Below are 19,533 nucleotides of genomic sequence, written 5' to 3'. Positions count from 1 at the left end.
GCTGCGCGCCGCGGTCATTCTGAGATGTCGCCGCCTCGCCGTCGAGCGGCGCGCCGAAGCGCCGGCTCAAGAGACCGCTTGCGACAGCGCCGCTTGCTGCTCGGCGGTCATGCCGGCGATCTGCTGCGAGGTGAAGGCGGCGATCTGATTGCCGTTGAGCGCCATGAGCTCCGTCGTCGTCAAGGCCGCTATGGCCGTGGTGGTCAGCGCGCCGATCTGCGTCGTCGTGAGGCCCGAGAGCTGGCGCGCATTCAGAGCGGAGATCACCGATCCGTTCAGATTGGCGAGCTGCTGCGTGGTGAGCGCGCCGATCTGCGTCGAGGTCAGCGCATCGAATTGCGTGGGCGAGAGCGCGCCGAGCTCCGTGGTGGTGAGATTTATGATTTGTGTCGTCGCCAGCGAAGAAACCTGCGTGGTCGTCAGCGCGCCGACCTGCGCCGTCGTCAGCGCGCGCAATTGCGGGCGCAGGAGGCCGCCGAGCTGCGCATTGGTCAGCGCCGCGATCTCCGTCGTGGTCGCCGCCTGCACCTGCGTCGTCGTCAGCGCCGCGAATTGCGTGGATTGGAGTCCCGCGAATTGCGTCGTCGTCAGGCTGGCGATCTGCGCCGCCGAGAGGCCGGAGATTGCGCCCGATGACACCGCGCCGATCTGCGTCACGTTCAATGCGGAGAGCTGCGTCGCGCTGAGCGAGGCGGCCTGCGTCGCCGTCAGCCCGCCGAGCTCCGTCGCCGAGAGCAGCGCGATCAAGGTCGAGGTGAGGCTCGCGAATTGCGTCGAGGTCAGCGCCGCAACGGCGGAAGCCGATAGGCTCGCGAATTGCGTCGAGGTGAGCGAAGCGATCTCCGTCGTGGAGAGGCCGGCGACGGCCGTCGGCGACAGCGCGCCGATCTGCTCCGCCGACAGCGCGGCCGATTGCGAATCGGAGAGCGCGGCGATCTGCGTCGCGTCGAGGCCGGCGACGCCCGTCGTCGAGAGATTGGAGATCTGCGCCGCGCTCAGCGCCGTCAGCCGATCCGCGCCGAGCGAGGAGACCTGCGCCGAGGTCAATCCATAGATTTCCGCCGTGGTGAGCGCTTTCAGCTGCATGGTGGTCAGGGCGGCGAATTGCGTGGCGGAAAGCGCGCCGATCTCCGTCGAAGTGAAGCTCTGCAATTGCGTGGTGGTGAGCGCGGCGAGCTCCGTCGTCGTCAAACCGCCGACGCCGGTCGTGGACAAAGCGGCGATCTGATCGGCCGTCAGCGCGGCGAATTGCGTCGCGGCGAGCGCGCCGACCTGTGTCTGCGTCAATCCGCCGACGCCTGTCGTCGAGAGCGAAGCGATCTGCGAGGCGGCGAGCGAGCCGAGCTGCGTCGCGGTGAGCGTCGCCACTTGCGTCGCCGCGAGGCCGCCGATCTGCGTGCTGGTGAGCAGTCCGATCTGTGTCGAGGCGAACGCCGTGACCTGCGTCGTCGTCAGCGCCGCTATTCCGGTCGGGGAGAGGCTGCGGAACTGCGTCGTCGTCAGAGCGTTGATCTCGCCGCTGCTCAGCCCCGCGATCGCGGTCGTCGAGAGGGCGGCGATCTGCGAGGCGGCGACACTCGCGAGCTGCGTCGTCGTCAGCAGCCCGATCTGTGTGGCGGTGAGGCCGCCGATCGCCGTCGTCGTCAGAGATTTGATCGCCGTCGTCGTGAGCGCGCCGAGCCGCGTCGCGTCGATCTGCGAAATTTCGGTGGCGGTCAGCCCTCTCGCCTGCGTCGCGGTGAGCGCGCCGACTTGCGTCGTCGTCAGCGAGGCGAGCTGCGCGCTGGTCAGCGCGCCGATCTGCGTCGTGACGAGCGCGCCGAATTGCGTGGCGCTCAGAGCCTGGATCTGCGTCGTCGTCAGGCCGCTGATCGCCGAAGGAGAGAGCGCGGCGATCTGCGTCGCGGCGAGCGCGTCGAATTGCGTTCCGGCGAGCGCTCCCGCCTGCGTCTGGGTGAGGCCCTGCAGCTCGATCGTGGTCAGCGCCGAGATTTGCGTCGTCGCCAGCGCGGCGAGCTCCGTGGTCGTCAGCGCGCCGATCAGCGCCGCCGTGAGGCCGCGCAGCTGCGTCGTCGTCAGCGCCTGCAGCTCGGTCAGCGTGAGCCCGGCGATGGCCGTGGTCGAAAGGCCGGAGAGTTGCGCCGAGGTCAGTCGGGCGAGCTGATCGAGGCTGAAGGCGGAAATCTGCGTGGCGGTGAGCGCGCCGGCCTGCGTCGATGTCAAAGCGCCGATTTGAGTCGTGCTGAGCGCGGCGATCTCCGTCGTGGTGAGCGCCGCGACGGCGGTGTTGGACAACGCGCCGATCTGCGTTCCGGCGAGCGCGCCGAGCTGCGTCGTGGTCAGAGCCGCGGCCTGGAAATCGGTGAGGCCGGAGAGCTCGGTCGTCGTCATGGCGGCGAGCTGCGTCGCCGTGAGCGCGCCGAGTTGAGCGAGCGTCAGAGCGCCGAGCTGGAGACTGGTGAAGCCGCGCAGCTGCGTGGTGGCGAGCGCGGCGACGACGCTCGTCGAAAGGCTCGCGACGCCGTCAAAGGAGAGGCCGGCGATCTGCGTCGCGACGAGCGCGGCGATCTGCGTCGTGGCGAAGGCCGCGAGCTGCGTGTCGACCAGCACGCTCATTTGCGCCGTGGTCAGCGCGGCGAGCTGCGTCGTGGTGAGCGCGGCGATGTCGCTCGACGACAATCCGGCGACGCCTGTCGTCGAGACGGCGGCGAGCTGCGACTTCTGCAGGACCGCGATCTGCGCGACGGAGAAAGCCGCGATTTGCGCGTCCGACATCGCGCGCATCTGCGTCGAGGTGAGCGCGGCGACCTGCGTCGTCGTGAGGGCGGCGACATCGGCCGTCGACATGGAGGCGATCGCGGTCGTGGCGAGCGCCGCGATCTGCGTCGTGGCGAGCGTCGCGCGCTGCGTCATCGTCATCGCGGCGATCTGCTCCGCGCGAAGGCCGGACATTGCGGCGGCCGAGAGCGCGCCGATCTGCGTCGTGCTCAGCGCCGCGATCTGCGCATCGGACAAGACCCCGGTCAGCGGCGCGCCGAGCGCGCCGATCTGCGTCGTCGTCAGCGCCGCGACGGCGGTGGCGGCGAGGGCCCCGAAGCCGGTGGTCGAGAGCGCGGCGACCTGCGTCGAGGTGAGCGCGCCGAGCTGCGCGGCGGAGAGCGCGCCGACCTGCGTGTCGGCGAGCGCCTTGACCTGCGCCGAGGTCAGCGCGGCGACCTGCGCAGTCGACAATTCCACGATCTGGCTCTGCGACAATCCGCCGATGGCGACACCCGCGAGCGCTGCGATCTGCGTCGTCGTCAGCGTGTCGATCTGCGTGAGCGCGAGCGCTGCGATCTGCGTCGACGTCAGCGCGGCGGCTTCGGTCGACGTCAGCGCGGCGATCTGCGTCGTGCTCAAGCTCGCGATCTGCCAATCGGCGAGCGCGCGCGTCTGCGCCGCGGTCAGCGCGCCGATCTGCGTCGTGGCGAGCGAAGCGATCTGCACGCTGGCGAGGCCCGCTGTGGCGGTAGAAGTGAGGGCGGCGATCTGCGTCGTGGCGAAGGCGGCGAGCTGGGTCGTCGTCAGCGCGGCGACCTGCGTGTCGGCGAGGCCGGCGAAGGCGCGCGCGGGCAGGGCCGCGAATTGCATCGCGCTCAGCGCCGCGATCTGCGTGGTCTCGAGCGAGTTCATCTCGGTCGCGGTGAGACCGGCGAGCTGTGTCGTCGTCAAGCCGGCGATCTGCGTCGTGCTGAATACATCGAATTGCGTCGTCGTCAGCGCGGCGATCTGCGCCGAGGTGAGGCTCGCGAGCTGGCTCGCGGAAAGATTGCCGAAGGCGACGGAGCCGAGACCGGCGATCTGCGCGGCGGCGAGCCGCGAGATCGTCAACGCTTGAAACTGCGTCGTCGTCATATCGTCGAGCTGCGTCGTCGTGAGCCCGCGCGCCTGCGTCGATGTGAGCGCCGAGAGCTGCGTCGTCGTCAGCCGGTCTATGGCCGCGGCCGAAAGTCCGCCGATCTGCGCCGAGGTGAGCGCCGCGGCCTGCGTCGAGGTGAAATTCTGAAGCTCGGTCGTCGGCAACAGATTGAGGAATGTGGTGGAGAGAGCCGCCATCTGCGTCGAGGCGAGCGCGGCGACTTGAGCGGCGCTCAATCCGCCGTCGCCGCTCGAGACCAGCGCGGCGATCTGCGCGGCGGTGAGATTGGCGATCGCGAGCGACTGGATCGCCGTCGTCGTCATGGCCGCGAGCTGCGTCGTCGTCAGCCCGCGCGCCTGCGTCGTGGCGAGCGCCGAGAGCTGCGTCGTCGTCAGATTGCCGACCTGCGTCGTGGTCAGTTTGGCGACCTGCGCGGCGCTGAGCCAATCGACCTGCGTCGTCGTCAGGCTCTCGATCTGCGTCGTCGTCAGCGCGTTCAGCAGCGTGGTCGTCAGCGCGCGAATCTGCGTCGAGGAGAGCGCGGCGAGTTGCGCAGCGGAGAGATCGCCGAAAGTGGCGGCGCCGATCGCGCCGAATTGCGCGGCCGAAAGATCGGTGACGTCGAGCGATTGCAGCGCCGTCGTCGAGAGATGGGCGATCTGCGTCGCCGTCAGTCCGCGCGCCTGCGTCGTCGTGAGCGCGACGAGGCGCGTCGTCGTCAGATTGGCGAGCGTCGTGTCGGAGAGGCCGGAAATCTGCGCGGCGGTGAGGCCCGAAAATTGCGTCGTCGTGAGCGAGCCGAGGCGCGTCGCCGAGAGGCCGTTGAGCGCCGTCGTCGTCAGAGCGGCGATCTGCGTCGGCGCGAGCGCGGCGACCTGCGCGTCGGAGAGATTCCCGAAGGCCGTGGCGGCGAGCCCGGCCAGTTGCGCATTGGACAGATTCGCGACGGAGAGCGCCTGAATTTCGGTCGAGGTCATCGCCGAGAGCAGCGTCGTCGTGAAGCCGCGAGTCTGCGTCGTGGACAGATTTGCGAGCTGCGTCGTGTTGAATTCAGCGAGATCCACGGTCGTCAACGCCGCGATCTGCGTCGCCGCGAGGCCGCCGATCTGTGTCGTCGTCAGCGTCTGAATCGCCGTTTGCGAGAGACTGTCGAAAGCCGTCGTCGTAAGCGAGCCGACTTGCGTCGAAGAGAGAGAGGCGATCTGCGTGGTGGTGAGACTGTCGACGTCGGTCGCGTTCAGCGACCTCACCTGCGCCGCGGTCAGATTGCTCACCTGCAGCGCGATGATCTGATCGAGGCTCAGCGCGTCGAGCTGCGTCGCGGTGAGGCCGCGCACCTGCGTCGAGCTGAGGCTCGCGATCTGCGTCGTGGTGAAATTCGCGAGCTCGGTCGTCGAGAAAGCGGCGATCTGCGCGGCGGTCAGCGCTTGCAGCCGCGTCGTCGTGAGGCTGCCGATCTCCGTCGCATCGAGCGCATTGAGCTCCGTGCCGGTGAGCGCCGAGAGCTGGGTGGTGGTGAAGGAATCGAAGTCGCTCGAGGCGAGCGCCTGGAATTGCGACAGATCGAGGCCGGCGAGCGTCGACCTGGAGAGAGACGCGACCTGAGTCGTCGCCAGCGCCTGTAGATTGGTCGTCGAGAAGCTGTTGAGCTGAGACGCCGTCAGCACGGCGATCTGCGTCGTGTCGAGCGCCTCTATGTCCGAGGTGTCGAGCTGACGAATGATGGTCGTCGGCAGACGGGCGATCTGCGCGGTCGTCAGCGACGAGTAGATCGACGTCATGACAGGCCCCGCTCCGCGCGCATCTCTTCCGAGCCGGCGGGTCGCGCGGCGGCGCGGCTGCGGCCGGCGCGACGATGTTTGCCTGTCGAGGCTTGCGTGGAACTGGCTGTGGTGGGACGTCAGAGTCTTTTCGTGTTTCATCGAAACACGAAAAGACTCTGGATTTTTGTCTTGACGCGTTTCCGACGCCGAACCGGCGTCCACCTCGGCTGGAAACGCTTCAGGCGGCGCCGTCGCGCGTCGTCGCGCGCGCGGCCCAGTCGAGATAGGCGGGATCGCCGGCCGCAATGTCGAGGCGCAGAATTTCCGGAACCTCGTAAGGATGCGCCGCGCGTAGGGCGGCGGCGAGCGCGTCGTAATCTTCGGCGCGCGCTTTGGACTGCACCAGAAATTCCGCCTCCGCGCGCGTCTCTCCGTTCCATACGTAGAAGCTGCGGATAGGATAGACCTGGACGCAGGCGGCGAGCCTGGCGGCGAGGAGCGCGCGGGCGATCCGCTCGGCGCCCGCCTCGCTGTCGATCGTCGTCTGAACGACGCAGAATTTCGGCTCGTTACCGCTCATTTCGGGACTATGGGCGCGGCTGGGAGCGAAATCAACGCGGCGCTTTTCTTGCTGGGAGCGTCGCGAGCGGCCGCGGAGCGCCGGCCGGCATTCGGAGATGCAAGGACATGTTCACCAGGGTCTGCAAGGAAGACACGGTTTTCGAAGGCGAAATGCGGCTCGTCATCGCCGATTCCCATTTCATCATCCTGGCCTGGGCGTTCGGCGGCGAGATCAAGGCCTTTCAGGGCGTGTGCCCGCACACCAACGCGCCGTTGGAGACCGCCGATTTCGACGGGGAGGTATTGACCTGTCCGCTCCACAATTGGACATGGGATCTGCGTACCGGCGATCCGATCCATCCTCAGGAAAGCCGGCTCGCCGAATATCCGGTCAAGATCGAGGACGGCGTCGTCTATATAGACACGGACGGCGTCGCGCCGCTGTTCGCCGCGCGCTGAATGCGGGCGTCGGCGCGGGCGCGGCCGGACTCGCTCGAGGATTTACAAGCGGTTGATCTCATTGCGTCGAGCGCTAGGTGCGGTTCGACGCGCGTGGGATCGACGAGAGCGGCCGTGAGCGGGCGCGACGCATAAGGAGAAGATTCTGCTTTTGCCGAATCGTCAAAGTTCTTATGTTCCGCGCCGGATGCGTCTCTAGGCCACGAAGAGAGGTAGGAGATGAACCTGTCCGAACAGCCCCCCGTCGCCGAGGAGGCGTCGACCGGCGTCGAAGCCGTGAGCCTGGACGCGCAGCTCGAGGCGGTGACCGCGGAACGCGATCGTCACGCCAAGGACAAGATCGAGCTCATCACCAAGGCGAGCGCTCTGTCGCGCGAGCTCGACGCGGCGCGCGCGCAGCTCGCCTCCGCGGCGGAAGAGAAGGATAGGGCGGTCTCGGCCGTCTCCGTCGAGCGGGACGGCGCTGCGGCCGACCGCGATCGGCTGCGCGCGGAGCTCGACGCGCTTCGCGCGGAACTCGCCTCCGCCAATGGCGCGCGGGAGAAGGCGGCCGCGCTCGCCACTCAGGTGACCGCCGAGATCGCTTATTTGAAGGACCGGCTCGCCGCCGCCGGCTCGCCCGATCCGCTCGTCGTGCTCACCGACTATGCGCGTGAGAAGACCAAACTCGCCATCGCCTGGACCCGGGCCAAGATCCCGGAAGGCCATCCGGCGTTGCCCTGGTTCGACCGCACGGTCGAGGGCGTCGCGACCGCCGGCCGGCTGAGCGCCGATTTCCTGCGCTGGCTCGCCCCGCGCCTCGTCGAGGCCTATCAATGGGCGAAGCCCCGCGCGCTGCAGCTCTACGCCAAGGCGAAGAGCGAGATCGAGGCGCGAATCAAGCAGAGCTGAGCGCTCGTTTCCATTCCGAACGACGCGCGTCTCGCGACGGGCGTCGTTGTCATTTGACGGAGATCTCGCGCAGCGCGCCCTTCGTCATGCCATTTGCGCGCCTCGGCGAGCCTTTCGTTGCTCCGCGCCGGATCGGCCGCGAGGGTCTTCTTCGCCTCGACGCCCAATTCGGCGTCCAGGGCGCCGAGCTTGCGGTCGGCGCAGACGAGCCGCTCCGCCGCCGTCGTCGCCTTGGCGCAGTCGAAGCTCTGGGCGAGGGCCGGCGCGGCCGTCATCAGGCAAAGCGAAAAACAGAACCGCGAGAGCATGGAAAATCCCTCGGTCCACAGCCGCTCATCGAGCGGACGGGCTGCTTCGGCGGACCCGCCGGGACGCCGGATTTCGACCTTCGACGCTTCTTCGCAGGACGCGCGCCGCCTCGCAAGCGGAGGCCCTTCTCAATCGCGAAAGAAAGCGGTTCGCCCTTCCTTCCGGCCGTGAATCGTATAATGAACCACGGGCTCGAAATTCGACTGCGCCACGTCCGGATAGAGCCGCAGATAGGCGGCCTCGTCGAATTTCGCGCGACGCAGCCGGGCGGCCTCTCTCGTCACATTCCACTTCGCCGCGAGGCTGCGCAACGCGTCCCGGAAGAAACTCACGCCGCTTTCGCCGAGAGCGTGATCCGCGGTGGCGGAGAGCCGTATCAACTCCTCGCGTAGCCTCTCCGCATCCCGCGACGCCTCGGCCGCGATCCGCTCCGATTCGGCGCGTCGATCGTCCTGCTCCTCGATCGCCGCCTGCGCCGCCGCGAGCTCTGCGCGCAGGCGCCCGGTTTCGTCGCGCAGTCTCTCCTGCTGGTCGACGGCCGCGCGCGCCGCCGCGAGCTCCGCGCGCAGGCGCTCGGTTTCGTCGCGCAGTCTCTCCTGCTGGTCGACGGCCGCGCGCGCCGCCGCCAGCTCTACGCGCAGCCGCTCCATTTCCTCGCGCAGCTTCTCCTGCTCGTCGAGCGCCACATGCGCCTTTGCGCGCAGGCGCTCCGTTTCGCCGCGCAGCCTTTCCTGCTCCTCCATCGTCGCCCGCGCCGCCGCCAGCTCCCCGCGCAGAACCTCGGCGTCATTCGCGGCGCTTTCCAGCGCCTTTTGCGCATCCTCGCGTGCGGAATGCCCGCGCGCTCTTTCGCGGCCGTTCTCGGCCAGCCACTGGTTCACATATCGTTCCGACAGCCCCGTGCCGGGACATAATTGGCTCAAAAGCTCGCGCCGCGCGACGCAATAGAATTCCTTATCCGGATGGAACTCCCATGGGCCGCCATAGGGGGTCGTCGGAGACCCGAAACAGACGTCTTCGGAGATTTCGAGCAGCCGCACGCCGTCATATTTTGAAATGAAGTCGTAGACATCCGCCAGCCGCGCATTGCGCCGCCTTATTTCGACGAAAGATTTGAAAGGCTCCGGCTCGCCTTTGACGAGCACGATCTCGGAAAGGAAATGGCGCAGGAACAAAATCTTTTGTCCGGCTATAATCTTGCCGTAGAGCACGCCGCGATAGAACTCGTCGAAATAAAACTTCCACATATTCCAATAATAGTCGGAATCTGCCCAGATCACCTTGTGACCTTTCAGCTCGGGCACGTCGTCATAGGACAGATCGAGCCATTTTTCGCCGAAGAGCCCGCTCCTGAAATCGGGGAATATCGTGTCTCCGATTACGACGTGCTCTGTGGCGAAGTCTCCGGCGACATCGAACAGAAACGCGTCGGCGTCGTTGTCGCGCAGCAGATCCGTGATCTGCTTTTCGGTTTCGCGCGTGAAAAAGTCCGACGCTTCTTTGAAATCGAGAACTTTGGATCGAAGCTTCAGCTTCGACGAGGCGAGGCTCGGAATGGTCGCGCGCCAAATATGCTTGCCGTCGACGAGGTGTTTTATTCCGGACAGAATATGCTCAATGTAGCAACTACCGAAGCCGATGACAGATTTCATTGCCGGTCGCCTGGAAAATGATGAAAGCTCATCTGTCGGTTTCGGAAAATGATCGGAATTCATGCTGACGAGCGTATCCATAATCTAGCCTGCCCTTGCCGCGTCCGACCTGGGGGGGAACGGTTAAAATCGAGACCGCCCCACCGGCCGTCGGGGCGAGGCAAGGCTTATATGTCCGTATTTTTACGTGCGGACGACAGTCGTCCCGTCCCGATCGCGAAGCGTCGTCGTTTTGCGGCGGCTCGGCGGGCCGGCCCCGGTCAAATCCGCTTCCCTTCCCACCCCGGCGCTGCTATCCCCGCCGCTATGACGACGCGCAAGATCGACAATATCCGCAATTTCTCCATCGTCGCGCATATCGACCACGGCAAGTCGACGCTCGCCGATCGGCTGATCCAGGCGACCGGGACGCTGGCCGAGCGCGAGATGGTGGAGCAGGTGCTCGATTCGATGGATATCGAGCGCGAGCGCGGCATCACCATCAAGGCGCAGACGGTGCGCCTCGACTATAAGGCCAAGGACGGCAAGGATTACGTCCTCAACCTCATGGACACGCCCGGCCATGTCGACTTCGCCTATGAGGTCTCGCGCTCGCTGAAAGCCTGCGAAGGCTCGCTGCTCGTCGTCGACGCGAGCCAGGGCGTCGAGGCGCAGACGCTCGCCAATGTCTATCAGGCGCTCGACGCCGGCCATGAGATCGTGCCGGTGCTCAACAAAATCGATCTGCCGGCGGCCGAGCCCGACCGCATCAGGCAGCAGATCGAGGACGTCATCGGCCTCGACGCCTCGGACGCCGTGCTCATTTCCGCCAAGACGGGCGTCGGCATTCCCGATGTGCTGGAGGCGATCGTCACGCGCCTGCCGCCGCCGCAGGGCGACGAGGCGGCGCCGCTCAAGGCCATGCTGGTCGACAGCTGGTACGACGCCTATCTCGGCGTCGTCGTGCTGGTGCGCGTCATCGACGGGCGCATGCGCAAGGGCCAGAAGATTTTGATGATGGGCACCAACGCCCATTACGAGGTCGACAAGATCGGCGTCTTCAAGCCGAAGATGCTGGATGTCGCCTCGCTCGGGCCGGGCGAGGTCGGCTTCATCACCGCGCAGATCAAGCAGGTCGCCGACACGCGCGTCGGCGACACCATCACCGAGGACAAGAAGCAATGCGACGCGCCGCTGCCGGGCTTCAAGCCGGCGCAGCCGGTGGTGTTCTGCGGCCTCTTTCCCGTCGACGCCGCCGATTTCGAGGATTTGCGCGCGGCGATCGGCAAGCTGCGCCTCAATGACGCGAGCTTTTCCTACGAGATGGAGACCTCCGCCGCGCTCGGCTTCGGCTTCCGCTGCGGATTTTTGGGCCTGCTGCATCTCGAGATCATCCAGGAGCGCCTGCATCGCGAGTTCAACCTCGATCTCATCGCGACGGCGCCCTCGGTCGTCTATAAGATCAAGCTGACCAATGGCGAGGAGATCGAGCTGCACAATCCGGCCGACATGCCGGATGTGGTGAAGATCGAGGAGATTCTCGAGCCTTGGATCAGAGCGACGATCATGACGCCGGACGATTATCTCGGCTCCGTGCTGAAGCTCTGCCAGGACCGGCGCGGCGTTCAGGCCGATCTGAATTACGTCGGCAAGCGCGCCATGGCGGTCTATGATCTGCCGCTCAACGAGGTCGTGTTCGATTTCTACGATCGGCTGAAGTCGATTTCCAAGGGCTACGCCAGCTTCGACTATCATTTGACCGACTATCGCGTCGGCGATCTCGTGAAGATGAGCATTCTGGTGAATGCGGAGCCGGTGGACGCGCTCTCCATGCTGGTGCATCGCACGCGCGCCGAATCGCGCGGCCGGCAGATGTGCGAGAAGCTCAAGGAGCTGATACCGCCGCATATGTTCCAAGTGCCGATCCAGGCGGCGCTAGGGGGCAAGATCATCGCGCGCGAGACGGTGCGCGCCTTCCGCAAGGATGTGACGGCCAAGTGCTACGGCGGCGACGTCACCCGCAAGCGCAAGCTGCTCGAGAAGCAGAAGGAAGGCAAGAAGAAGATGCGCCAGTTCGGCAAGGTGGAGATTCCGCAGGAGGCGTTTATCGCGGCGCTGAAGATGGAGGAGTAGGGGCGGCGGCTGGCTCGGTCGAGCATTGCCGCAGGCGCACGTCGCAGCCTTGCAAAGGTACGCATTCACGTACATATTCCCTCGATGCGCACCACATCCTACAGCGACCTCCGCAAGAATCTCGCCGCGACGCTCGACCGCGTGACCGAGGATCACGAGCCCGTGGTGATCACGCGCGATCGCGGCAAGCCGGCCGCCGTGCTCATCTCGCTCGAGGATTTCGCCTCCTATGAGGAGACAGCGCATCTCTTGAAGAGCCCGCGCAACGCCGAGCGGCTGCGGGCGGCGATCGAAACGCTCGACGCGGGCGAGGGAACAGAGCGCAAGCTCGCAGAATGAAGCTCGTATTCGCAGAGCAGGCCTGGGAGGACTACCTCTACTGGCAGGCGCAGGACGTGAAGATTCTCGAACGCGTCAACCAGCTCATCAAGGAATGCCTGCGCACGCCCTTTTCCGGCGTGGGCAAGCCGGAGCCGCTGCGTGGCGACCTGCGTGGCTGGTGGTCTCGGCGGATCACGCTCGAGCATCGGCTGGTCTATCGCGTGGAGGGCGAGAGCTTGCTGGTCGCGCAATGTAGATATCATTACTGAGGGCCTGAGCCGCCTATGTTCCAGGCGGTGATCGACAACGCAAAATCACGCCGTCGCTATCAGCCCCTCCAAAAATCCGGCGAGGTCGCTCGTCACGAAGTCCACATGCGGCTCGCGTCCATGGGCGATCTCCCAGGCTTCGCGCCGGTCGTCGTGGCCCGTCTCCGGCGTCACCAGCACCGTCGTCATGCCGCGCGCATGGGGGATGATCAGATTGCGCGCTATGTCCTCGAAGAGGGCGGAGCGTCTCGGCTCCACGCCATGGCGGTCGAAGAAGCGCTCATAGGCGTCGGCGTGCGGCTTGGCGATGAAATCGGCCGCGACGATATCGAACACGTCCTCGAAAATATGGTCGATGGCGAGCTGTTTCGCCGTATCGAGCGCATGTTCGCGCGAGCCATTGGTGAGAATGAGCTTGCGGCCGGGCAGCGCGGCGATCGCCGCCGCCAGCGAATGATTGGGCAAGAGCGACGAGCGATCGATGTCATGGACGAATTTCAGGAACGCCTCGGCGTCGACGCCATGCTCCGTCATCAGTCCGCGCAGCGTCGTGCCGTAATGCTTGTAATAATGCTTCTGCAGCGCGCGCGACGATATGCCGTCGAGGCCGAACAGGCGGATCATGAAGAGAGTGATCCGCAGGTCGATCTTCGGCCAGAGGTCGGATGAAGCCGGATAGAGCGTATTGTCGAGATCGAAGACCCAAGTATCGACATGGGCGAAGCGATTGGCGATGGTGAGCAATCGCGGCTGGTCGGTCGGGTCCGTCATCGCGCGCGCCGCTCTGGACACCGGCCGGTCATTACGAGCGAAGCGAAGCAATCCAGAGTCGAGAGGCGGCCCCTGGATCGCTTCGTCGCTTCGCTCCTCGCAATGACGCGCGCAGGCAATTCGTCACCTCGTGATCAGCGTGCCCGCGCCATGGTCCGTCAAAAGCTCGATGAGCACGGCGTGCGGCAGCTTGCCGTCGAGAATGACGACGCCCTCGACGCCGCGCTCGATCGCATACATGCAGGTCTCGACCTTGGGGATCATGCCGCCGGTGATGACGCCGTCGGCGACGAGGCCGGGTATGTCCGAGACCTTCAGCTCCTTGATGAGCTCCTTGTTCTTGTCGAGCACGCCGGGAACATCGGTCAGGAAGAGGAGGCGCTTGGCGCCGAGCGCGCCGGCGATGGCGCCGGCGAAAGTGTCGGCGTTGATATTATAGGTCTCGCCATCCGCGCCCTGCGCGACGGGCGCGAGCACGGGGATCAGCTCGCGGCCGAGCACCTGATCGAGCACTGTGGTGTCGACCTTGGCCACCTCGCCGACGAAGCCGAGATCGACTGTCCTGCCGGCCTCATGGCTCGGCCGCGCGAGCTTCTCGGCCGTCACCATGCGGCCGTCCTTGCCGCACAGGCCGATGGCGCGTCCGCCCTCGGAATTGATGAAGCCGACGATCTGCTTGTTGATATAGCCGGCGAGCACCATTTCGACGATTTCCATCGTCGCCTTGTCGGTGACGCGCAGCCCGTCGGCGAATTCGGATTTTATGCCGAGCTTTCCGAGCATGGCGCCGATCTGCGGCCCGCCGCCATGCACCACCACGGGGTTCACGCCCGACTGCTCGAGCAGCACCATATCGCGGGAGAAGTCGCGCGCGACCTTGTCGTCGCCCATGGCGTGGCCGCCATATTTCACGACCACGATGGCCTCGTCATAGCGCAGCATATGCGGCAGCGCCTGCATGAGAATACGGGCCTGCTGGAGCGCGCTGTCGGCCGAGTCCTCGGTCATGGGTCCGCCTCGATGAGAGTGGCGAATCGCGCGAAGGACTGCGACGGCCCACCTCCTCCTGAAAGGGGAGGGTGGGGGCCGCAGTCTTTCACCCGAATGAATCTCGTCGTCTTAGAACCGACGAGGCTGCAATATTCAAGCGTTTCGTTCGGCGAGAAGCCGCGCGATCCCGGCTCTGAGCTCGGCCACGCCCTCGCCCGAGCGGGAGGATGTCACGGAAAGGCGCGGGAAGGCGGCCGGGCGCTTCGCCAGCGCCGCCTCGACCGCAGCGACGGCGGCCCCGCGTTCGGAGACCTTCAGCTCGTCGCGCTTGGTCAGCACGATCTGATAGGAGACGGCGGCGCGGTCGAGCAGATCGAACATCTGCTCGTCGAGATCCTTCACGCCGCGGCGGCTGTCGATGAGCACGAAGACGCGGGCGAGCGAGGCGCGTCCGCGCAAAAAATCCTCCATGAGCCGCGTCCAATTCGCGACCTTCTCCTTGCCGACGGCGGCGTAGCCATAGCCCGGCATGTCGACGAGGCGCAGCGGCTCCGCGCCCGGCGCGGCGCCGAGGGCGAAGAAATTGAGCTGCTGCGTGCGGCCGGGAGTGTGGGAGACGCGCGCCAGCGCCTTGCGGCCGGTCAGAGCGTTGAGCAGAGAGGATTTGCCGACGTTGGAGCGGCCGGCGAAGGCGATCTCGGGCGGGCCGATCGGCGGCAAATCGCCCGATTTCGCGCTGGCGAATATGAATTCGCAGGGGCCGGCGAAGAGCAGCCGGCCCGCCTCGACGAATTCCTCTTCGGCCGCGTCCAAGGCTCCGCTCGCGGTCAGGCGGGCTTCTTGAAGTCGAAGGTCTTTTTGAGATTGTCCCAGAGCTCGAACTTCACGCCGGCGCGGCGCATGATGAACCATTGCTGCGCCACCGAGAGAATATTGTTCCAGGTCCAGTAGATCACGAGGCCGGAGGCGAAGCTGCCGAGCGAGAAGGTGAAGATCACCGGCATCCAGGCGAAGACGGTGCGCTGAATCTCGTCGGTCGGCTCCGGATTCATCTTCATCTGCACCCACATGGAGACACCCATGACGAGCGGCCAGATGCCGAGCCACAGGAACGGGCCGAAGACCGGGATCTGGGTCGGATCGAAGGGGATGAGGCCGAAGAAGTTGAAGATGTTCGTCGGGTCCGGCGCCGAGAGGTCCTTGATCCAGCCATAGAAGGGCGCGTGGCGCATCTCGATGGTGATGATGAGCACCTTGTAGAGACAGAACCATACCGGGATTTGCAGCAGCATGGGCACGCAGCCGGCGGCCGGATTGATCTTCTCGCGCTTGAACAGCTCCATCTGCTCGCGGCTCATCGCCTGCTTGTCGCTGCCGTATTTCTCCTTCAGCGCCTGAATCTTGGGCTGAATCTCCTTCATCTTGGCCACCGCCTGATAGCTCTTGTTGGCGAGCGGCAGGAAGGCGATCTTCACGAGCACGGTGACGGCGAGAATGGCGAGGCCGAAATTGCCGAGCACATGGAACAGGCTGTCGATGATGCGGAACATCGGCCGGGTGAGGAAGTAGAACCATCCCCAATCGATGAGCCGGTCGAAGAGCTTGACGCCTTGCCCTTCATAGGCGTCGAGCGTGTCGACGACCTTGGCGCCGGCGAAGACGCGCGAGGCGACGGAGCCCGAGGCGCCCGGAGCGACGGTGAGCGGCGCCTCGACCGTATCGGCCTGATAGGCCTTGGTCGGCCCGGCGCCCGCCGCCGAGAAGCGCGCGACCAGCGTCCGGTCCTGCTGCGGCACCAGCACGGCCGCCCAATATTTCTCGGTGAAGCCGAGCCAGCCGCCGGTCGCCTCGAAGGATTTGGCGCCATGCGGCTCCTTCTCGATCTTCTCGAATTTGAGCTCCTGCAGGCCCGCCTCGCCCACGACGCCGACGAAGCCCTCGTGCAGGGCGGCGTAGCCGGCGCTCTGGAATGCGCCGAGGCGCGACACGCGCATATAGGGATAGACGGTCACGGGCGACGTTCCGTGATTCTCGACGGCGTCCTCGACCGAGAACATATATTGATCGTCGACCGCAATTCTGCGCTTGAAGACGAGGCCCTGGCCATTGTCGAAGGAGAGTGTCACCGGCTGGCCGACGGAAAGCGTCTCGCGATCGGCGCTCCACAGCGTCTCATGCGTCGGCAGGGCGGGCGGCGCCTGATCCTTGTCGGAAGCGAGAAAGCCGGTTTCGGCGTAATAGGGCTGCGGCGAGCCTTCCGGCGACAGCAGCACGATGATCGGGCTCTTGGGGTCGACCGTCTCGCGGTAGTTCTTCAGCGAGACGTCGTCGATGCGTCCGCCCTTCAGCGAGATGGAGCCGACGATCGAGGGCGTGTCGATGGCGACGCGCCTGCTTTCCGCGAGCGCCTCGGCGCGCGTCTTGGGCGCGAGCTTGGCCGGCGCGGCCTGTCTGGGCTGCGCCTGCTGCGCGGCGGGCGCCTGATTGGCGCTCTGGGCGGCGGGCTTGGGCTGCGCGGGCTTTTGCTGCTGCTGCTGCGCGATCTGCGTCTCTTTCTGCTGCCGCTCGAGCTTGGGGAAGGCGTAGAAGTAATCCCAGCCGGCGATCACCAGCATCGACAGGCCGGCCGCGATGAGGACATTCTTCGTATACTCTTTCATGGCCTGTCTTTCGAGTTGCGCTGGCGCCGGCTCTTGTCGCCCGGCCTGAGCTTCGCCAAGCCGTCGACGATCTGCGCCGTCAATTCCGGAAAAGGCGTCGTCAATGCGTCGGGCCGGGCGATGAAGACATAATCATAGCCCGGCAGCCCGGAAGCGCCGCAGAGGCGCAGCGCTTCCTTCAAGCGGCGCCGGATGCGGTTGCGACCGACGGCGCCGGCGATCTTCTTCGTCACGGTGAAGCCGAAGCGCGACGGCTCCGCGTCGCCGCCCTCTCGCGCCGCCGCCTGCAGCTTGAAAGCGCGCGCGCCGCGGCTCAGACCACTCTTGGCGGCCCGCAGGAACTCGCGCCGCTTGCGCAAGCGCTGCGGCTTCGTCTTCCTCGTCCGGGCTCGGTCTTCCTCGCTCATGCCTCCCGCCCTGTCTGGTCGAGAAGCCGGCGGCACTCAGGCCGACAGGCGCTTGCGGCCGCGGGCGCGGCGCGCCGCGAGGACATTGCGGCCGCCGACGGTCGCCATGCGGGCGCGAAATCCGTGGCGGCGCTTGCGCACCAGTTTGCTGGGTTGATAAGTTCTCTTCACCTTGGGGTCTCCGCTCGCTCAGGTCGCCGATCGAAGAGCCGCCATCGCCACGCGCCGATATCGCCTCGCGCCGACTGCTCGTCATCGGCCGGCCGCCGCCACGGCCCTCGATCTTTCGTTCAGGTCTTTTAAGGACGATCACCGCCCGCGGTCGCCTCGTTCCGCCTTTGTTGCGGGCGCAATCGCCCCCGCACGAGACGCGTCTGCCGACGCCGCGCCGGCATATAGGAGAAAGCCCGCGCATAAGTCAATCGCGAGCGGCGCGCGGGCGCATCGGGAGGGCGTCGTGGCTTTCGCGAAGCTTTCGCCGCGGCGTTTGCGTAGCGCCGGCCCGCTTCGCAGGCGGGCGAGCCGCTTGTATAAACAATGTGAAGCCGGTCGATTCGTCCCCCTCGAGAGACGCTGTTCCGGGCTCGCGGCGGCGCTCGGCCGCCGACGATTAAGGTTGTGGTTGGCCGCCGGGCCGAAGGTCAGGGTTTGTTAACCATTACCGCTTAGCGTTTCGTCAAATGGATATAAATCTTGGCGTGCGGCCGACGACGCTCGGCGCATCGTCGACGCTCGGGCGACGCGATGGCGTCCGGGGGAAGATTTGGTGGAGCTGGGTGGGGACCGAAAATGCGCGTTTTACTGATAGAGGATGACAGCGCGACCGCTCAAAGCATCGAGCTCATGCTCAAATCCGAGAATTTCAACGTCTATACGACGGATCTCGGCGAGGAAGGCATCGACCTCGGAAAGCTCTACGATTACGACATCATCCTGCTCGATTTGAATCTGCCCGACATGTCCGGCTACGAGGTGCTGCGCACCTTGCGCGTCGCCAAGGTCAAGACGCCGATTCTCATCCTGTCCGGCCTCGCCGGCATAGAGGACAAGGTGAAGGGTCTGGGCTTCGGCGCCGATGATTATCTGACCAAGCCGTTCCACAAGGACGAGCTCGTCGCGCGCATTCACGCCATCGTGCGCCGCTCCAAGGGTCACGCCCAATCGGTCATCACCACGGGCGATCTCGTCGTCAATCTGGACCAGAAGACGGTGGAGGTCTCCGGTGCGCGCGTGCATCTGACCGGCAAGGAATATCAGATGCTCGAGCTGCTCTCCCTGCGCAAGGGGACGACGCTCACCAAGGAGATGTTCCTCAACCATCTCTATGGCGGCATGGACGAGCCGGAGCTCAAGATCATCGACGTCTTCATCTGCAAGCTGCGCAAGAAGCTCGCCAACGCCAGCGAAGGCCGCAACTACATCGAGACGGTATGGGGCCGCGGCTATGTGCTTCGCGAGCCGAGCGAAGCCGACGAGCGCATCACCGCCTGAGGAAAAACGCGGCATCGCGAAAGGCGCGAGGGCCCGATTCGGGCCCTTTTGCACGTCGGCCGCCCATGGCGGACCTGGGCGGCGAGGCGCCTCACGCGCCGAGGGCGGCGAATTGCTCGGCCGCAGCGGGCCTCCGCCGGCGCCGCGAATAGCCGTCGGGCGCAACCGGCGTGAAGCGCGGATCGGCGTCGCCGATCGTCTCCGCCGCTCCGAGGACGAGACGGCCGTCCTCGGCGATCGCGTCGGCGAGCCGCGCGAGCACGTCGCGTTTCACCTGCGGCTCGAAATACATGAGCACATTTCGACAAAAAACGATGTCATGAGGCTCGCGCCTCCGGAAATCCTCGAGCAGGTTGAGCTTGCGGAAGGCGATGTTCTTCCTCAGCTCATCGCGAATTCGCCAGAGGCCTTCCCTCTGATCGAAATTGCGCAGCAGACGTTGCGCGGAAAGGCCGCGCTGCGCTTCGAACGCGCTGTAGACGCCGCGCCGCGCCGTCGCGAGCGCGCTCTCGGAAATGTCCGTCGCCAGGATATCGACGGTCCAGCCGGCGAGCGCCTCGCCCATTTCCGCGAGCGCCATGGCGATGGAATAGGGTTCCTGGCCCGTCGAGCAGGCGGCCGACCAGATGTGCAGGCGGCGCGTTTCGGCGCGTCGCGCCATCAGTTCGGGCAGCCATTCGAGCTTCAGCTTCTCGAAGGGGAGGCGATCGCGAAAGAACGAGGTCTCGTTGTTGGTCATGGCGTCGACGATTCGCTGGAGCAGCGCCTCGTCGCCGCTGCGTTCGACGAGGCGCATGAGCTGCGCGAGATCGAGACAGCCATTGGCGCGCTGGATCGGCTCGAGCCGGCTCTGCGCGAAATAGAGCTTGTCGGCGTCGAGCGAGATTCCGGCGAGCGCGCCGATGAGGCGGCGCAGCCGCGCGAAAGCGAGGATCATCGGCGTCCCCTCGCGGCGTTCGCGCGCGCCGCGCCGGGCTGA

At 65.8% G+C, this 19,533-nt stretch carries 17 protein-coding genes; 6 read left to right on the top strand and 11 right to left on the bottom strand.

The window, feature by feature from the left end:
• Positions 1-66 precede the first annotated feature (66 nt).
• Positions 67-5,679 (bottom strand): hypothetical protein, encoded by a 5,613-nt coding sequence (locus tag Mspo_RS08305; protein WP_159728678.1) that lies wholly within the window; start codon positions 5,677-5,679, stop codon positions 67-69.
• 220 nt (positions 5,680-5,899) lie between these two features.
• Positions 5,900-6,241, bottom strand: a complete 342-nt coding sequence (gene cutA / locus Mspo_RS08300) for a divalent-cation tolerance protein CutA (RefSeq protein WP_159728676.1) — start codon at positions 6,239-6,241, stop codon at positions 5,900-5,902.
• Positions 6,242-6,348: 107 nt separating this feature from the next.
• Between cutA and Mspo_RS08295 the strand changes: the two genes are divergently transcribed.
• Together Mspo_RS08295 and Mspo_RS08290 are read left to right on the top strand one after the other, a co-directional pair.
• The gene (locus tag Mspo_RS08295; RefSeq protein WP_159728674.1) at positions 6,349-6,681 is read left to right on the top strand and encodes a Rieske 2Fe-2S domain-containing protein; all 333 of its coding nucleotides are present in this window, start codon (positions 6,349-6,351) and stop codon (positions 6,679-6,681) included.
• Positions 6,682-6,900: 219 nt separating this feature from the next.
• A complete protein-coding gene (locus Mspo_RS08290) occupies positions 6,901-7,572 on the top strand; it encodes a hypothetical protein (RefSeq protein ID WP_159728672.1) in 672 nt (223 codons plus the stop codon).
• Here the strand turns inward: Mspo_RS08290 and Mspo_RS19875 are convergent.
• On the bottom strand, positions 7,524-7,847 hold the full coding sequence (locus tag Mspo_RS19875; RefSeq protein ID WP_244613248.1) for a hypothetical protein: 324 nt from the start codon (positions 7,845-7,847) through the stop codon (positions 7,524-7,526). The genes Mspo_RS08290 and Mspo_RS19875 overlap by 49 nt on opposite strands.
• A 162-nt stretch (positions 7,848-8,009) precedes the next feature.
• Positions 8,010-9,533 (bottom strand): hypothetical protein, encoded by a 1,524-nt coding sequence (locus tag Mspo_RS08280; RefSeq protein ID WP_159728670.1) that lies wholly within the window; start codon positions 9,531-9,533, stop codon positions 8,010-8,012.
• Positions 9,534-9,839: 306 nt separating this feature from the next.
• Between Mspo_RS08280 and lepA the strand changes: the two genes are divergently transcribed.
• The 3 genes from lepA to Mspo_RS08265 all read left to right on the top strand — a co-directional run bounded on the left by lepA (position 9,840) and on the right by Mspo_RS08265 (position 12,235).
• Complete coding sequence (gene lepA, locus Mspo_RS08275; RefSeq protein ID WP_159728668.1) at positions 9,840-11,645, top strand: translation elongation factor 4; 1,806 nt, start codon at positions 9,840-9,842, stop codon at positions 11,643-11,645.
• A gap of 84 nt (positions 11,646-11,729) precedes the next feature.
• Complete coding sequence (locus tag Mspo_RS08270) at positions 11,730-11,984, top strand: type II toxin-antitoxin system Phd/YefM family antitoxin (protein ID WP_159728666.1); 255 nt, start codon at positions 11,730-11,732, stop codon at positions 11,982-11,984.
• Positions 11,981-12,235 carry a Txe/YoeB family addiction module toxin gene (locus Mspo_RS08265; protein WP_159728664.1) on the top strand — a complete coding sequence of 85 codons (255 nt, stop codon included), beginning with the start codon at positions 11,981-11,983 and terminating at the stop codon, positions 12,233-12,235. Before Mspo_RS08270 ends, Mspo_RS08265 begins: the two co-directional genes overlap by 4 nt.
• Positions 12,236-12,280: 45 nt before the next feature.
• Here Mspo_RS08265 and Mspo_RS08260 read toward each other — a convergent pair whose 3' ends face one another.
• The 6 genes from Mspo_RS08260 to rpmH form a co-directional block, all read right to left on the bottom strand.
• Positions 12,281-13,006, bottom strand: coding sequence for a pyrimidine 5'-nucleotidase (locus Mspo_RS08260; protein WP_159728662.1), 726 nt, complete (start codon positions 13,004-13,006; stop codon positions 12,281-12,283).
• Between the two features lie 123 nt (positions 13,007-13,129).
• Positions 13,130-14,014, bottom strand: coding sequence for an acetylglutamate kinase (gene argB / locus Mspo_RS08255; RefSeq protein WP_159728660.1), 885 nt, complete (start codon positions 14,012-14,014; stop codon positions 13,130-13,132).
• A 135-nt stretch (positions 14,015-14,149) separates the two neighbouring features.
• Entirely contained in the window at positions 14,150-14,809 is a 660-nt protein-coding gene (gene yihA / locus Mspo_RS08250; RefSeq protein WP_159728658.1) for a ribosome biogenesis GTP-binding protein YihA/YsxC, read from the bottom strand.
• 14 nt (positions 14,810-14,823) lie between these two features.
• Positions 14,824-16,656 (bottom strand): membrane protein insertase YidC, encoded by a 1,833-nt coding sequence (gene yidC / locus Mspo_RS08245; RefSeq protein ID WP_159728657.1) that lies wholly within the window; start codon positions 16,654-16,656, stop codon positions 14,824-14,826.
• Positions 16,653-17,063: a ribonuclease P protein component gene (gene rnpA, locus Mspo_RS08240; protein ID WP_159728655.1), complete on the bottom strand. Its 411-nt coding sequence runs from the start codon at positions 17,061-17,063 to the stop codon at positions 16,653-16,655. Before rnpA ends, yidC begins: the two co-directional genes overlap by 4 nt.
• A gap of 36 nt (positions 17,064-17,099) precedes the next feature.
• Positions 17,100-17,234, bottom strand: coding sequence for a 50S ribosomal protein L34 (gene rpmH / locus Mspo_RS08235; protein ID WP_024878470.1), 135 nt, complete (start codon positions 17,232-17,234; stop codon positions 17,100-17,102).
• Positions 17,235-17,852: 618 nt separating this feature from the next.
• On the opposite strand from rpmH, the gene ctrA reads away from it, so the two are divergent.
• On the top strand, positions 17,853-18,554 hold the full coding sequence (gene ctrA, locus Mspo_RS08230) for a response regulator transcription factor CtrA (protein ID WP_108917056.1): 702 nt from the start codon (positions 17,853-17,855) through the stop codon (positions 18,552-18,554).
• A 91-nt stretch (positions 18,555-18,645) separates the two neighbouring features.
• On the opposite strand, the gene Mspo_RS08225 is transcribed toward ctrA, so the two are convergent.
• Positions 18,646-19,491, bottom strand: a complete 846-nt coding sequence (locus Mspo_RS08225) for a protein-glutamate O-methyltransferase CheR (RefSeq protein WP_159728653.1) — start codon at positions 19,489-19,491, stop codon at positions 18,646-18,648.
• Positions 19,492-19,533: the final 42 nt, after the last annotated feature.

Source organism: Methylosinus sp. Ce-a6, from assembly GCF_009811655.1.
Lineage (GTDB): Bacteria > Pseudomonadota > Alphaproteobacteria > Rhizobiales > Beijerinckiaceae > Methylosinus.
This window is presented reverse-complemented; position numbering and strand designations above follow the sequence as displayed.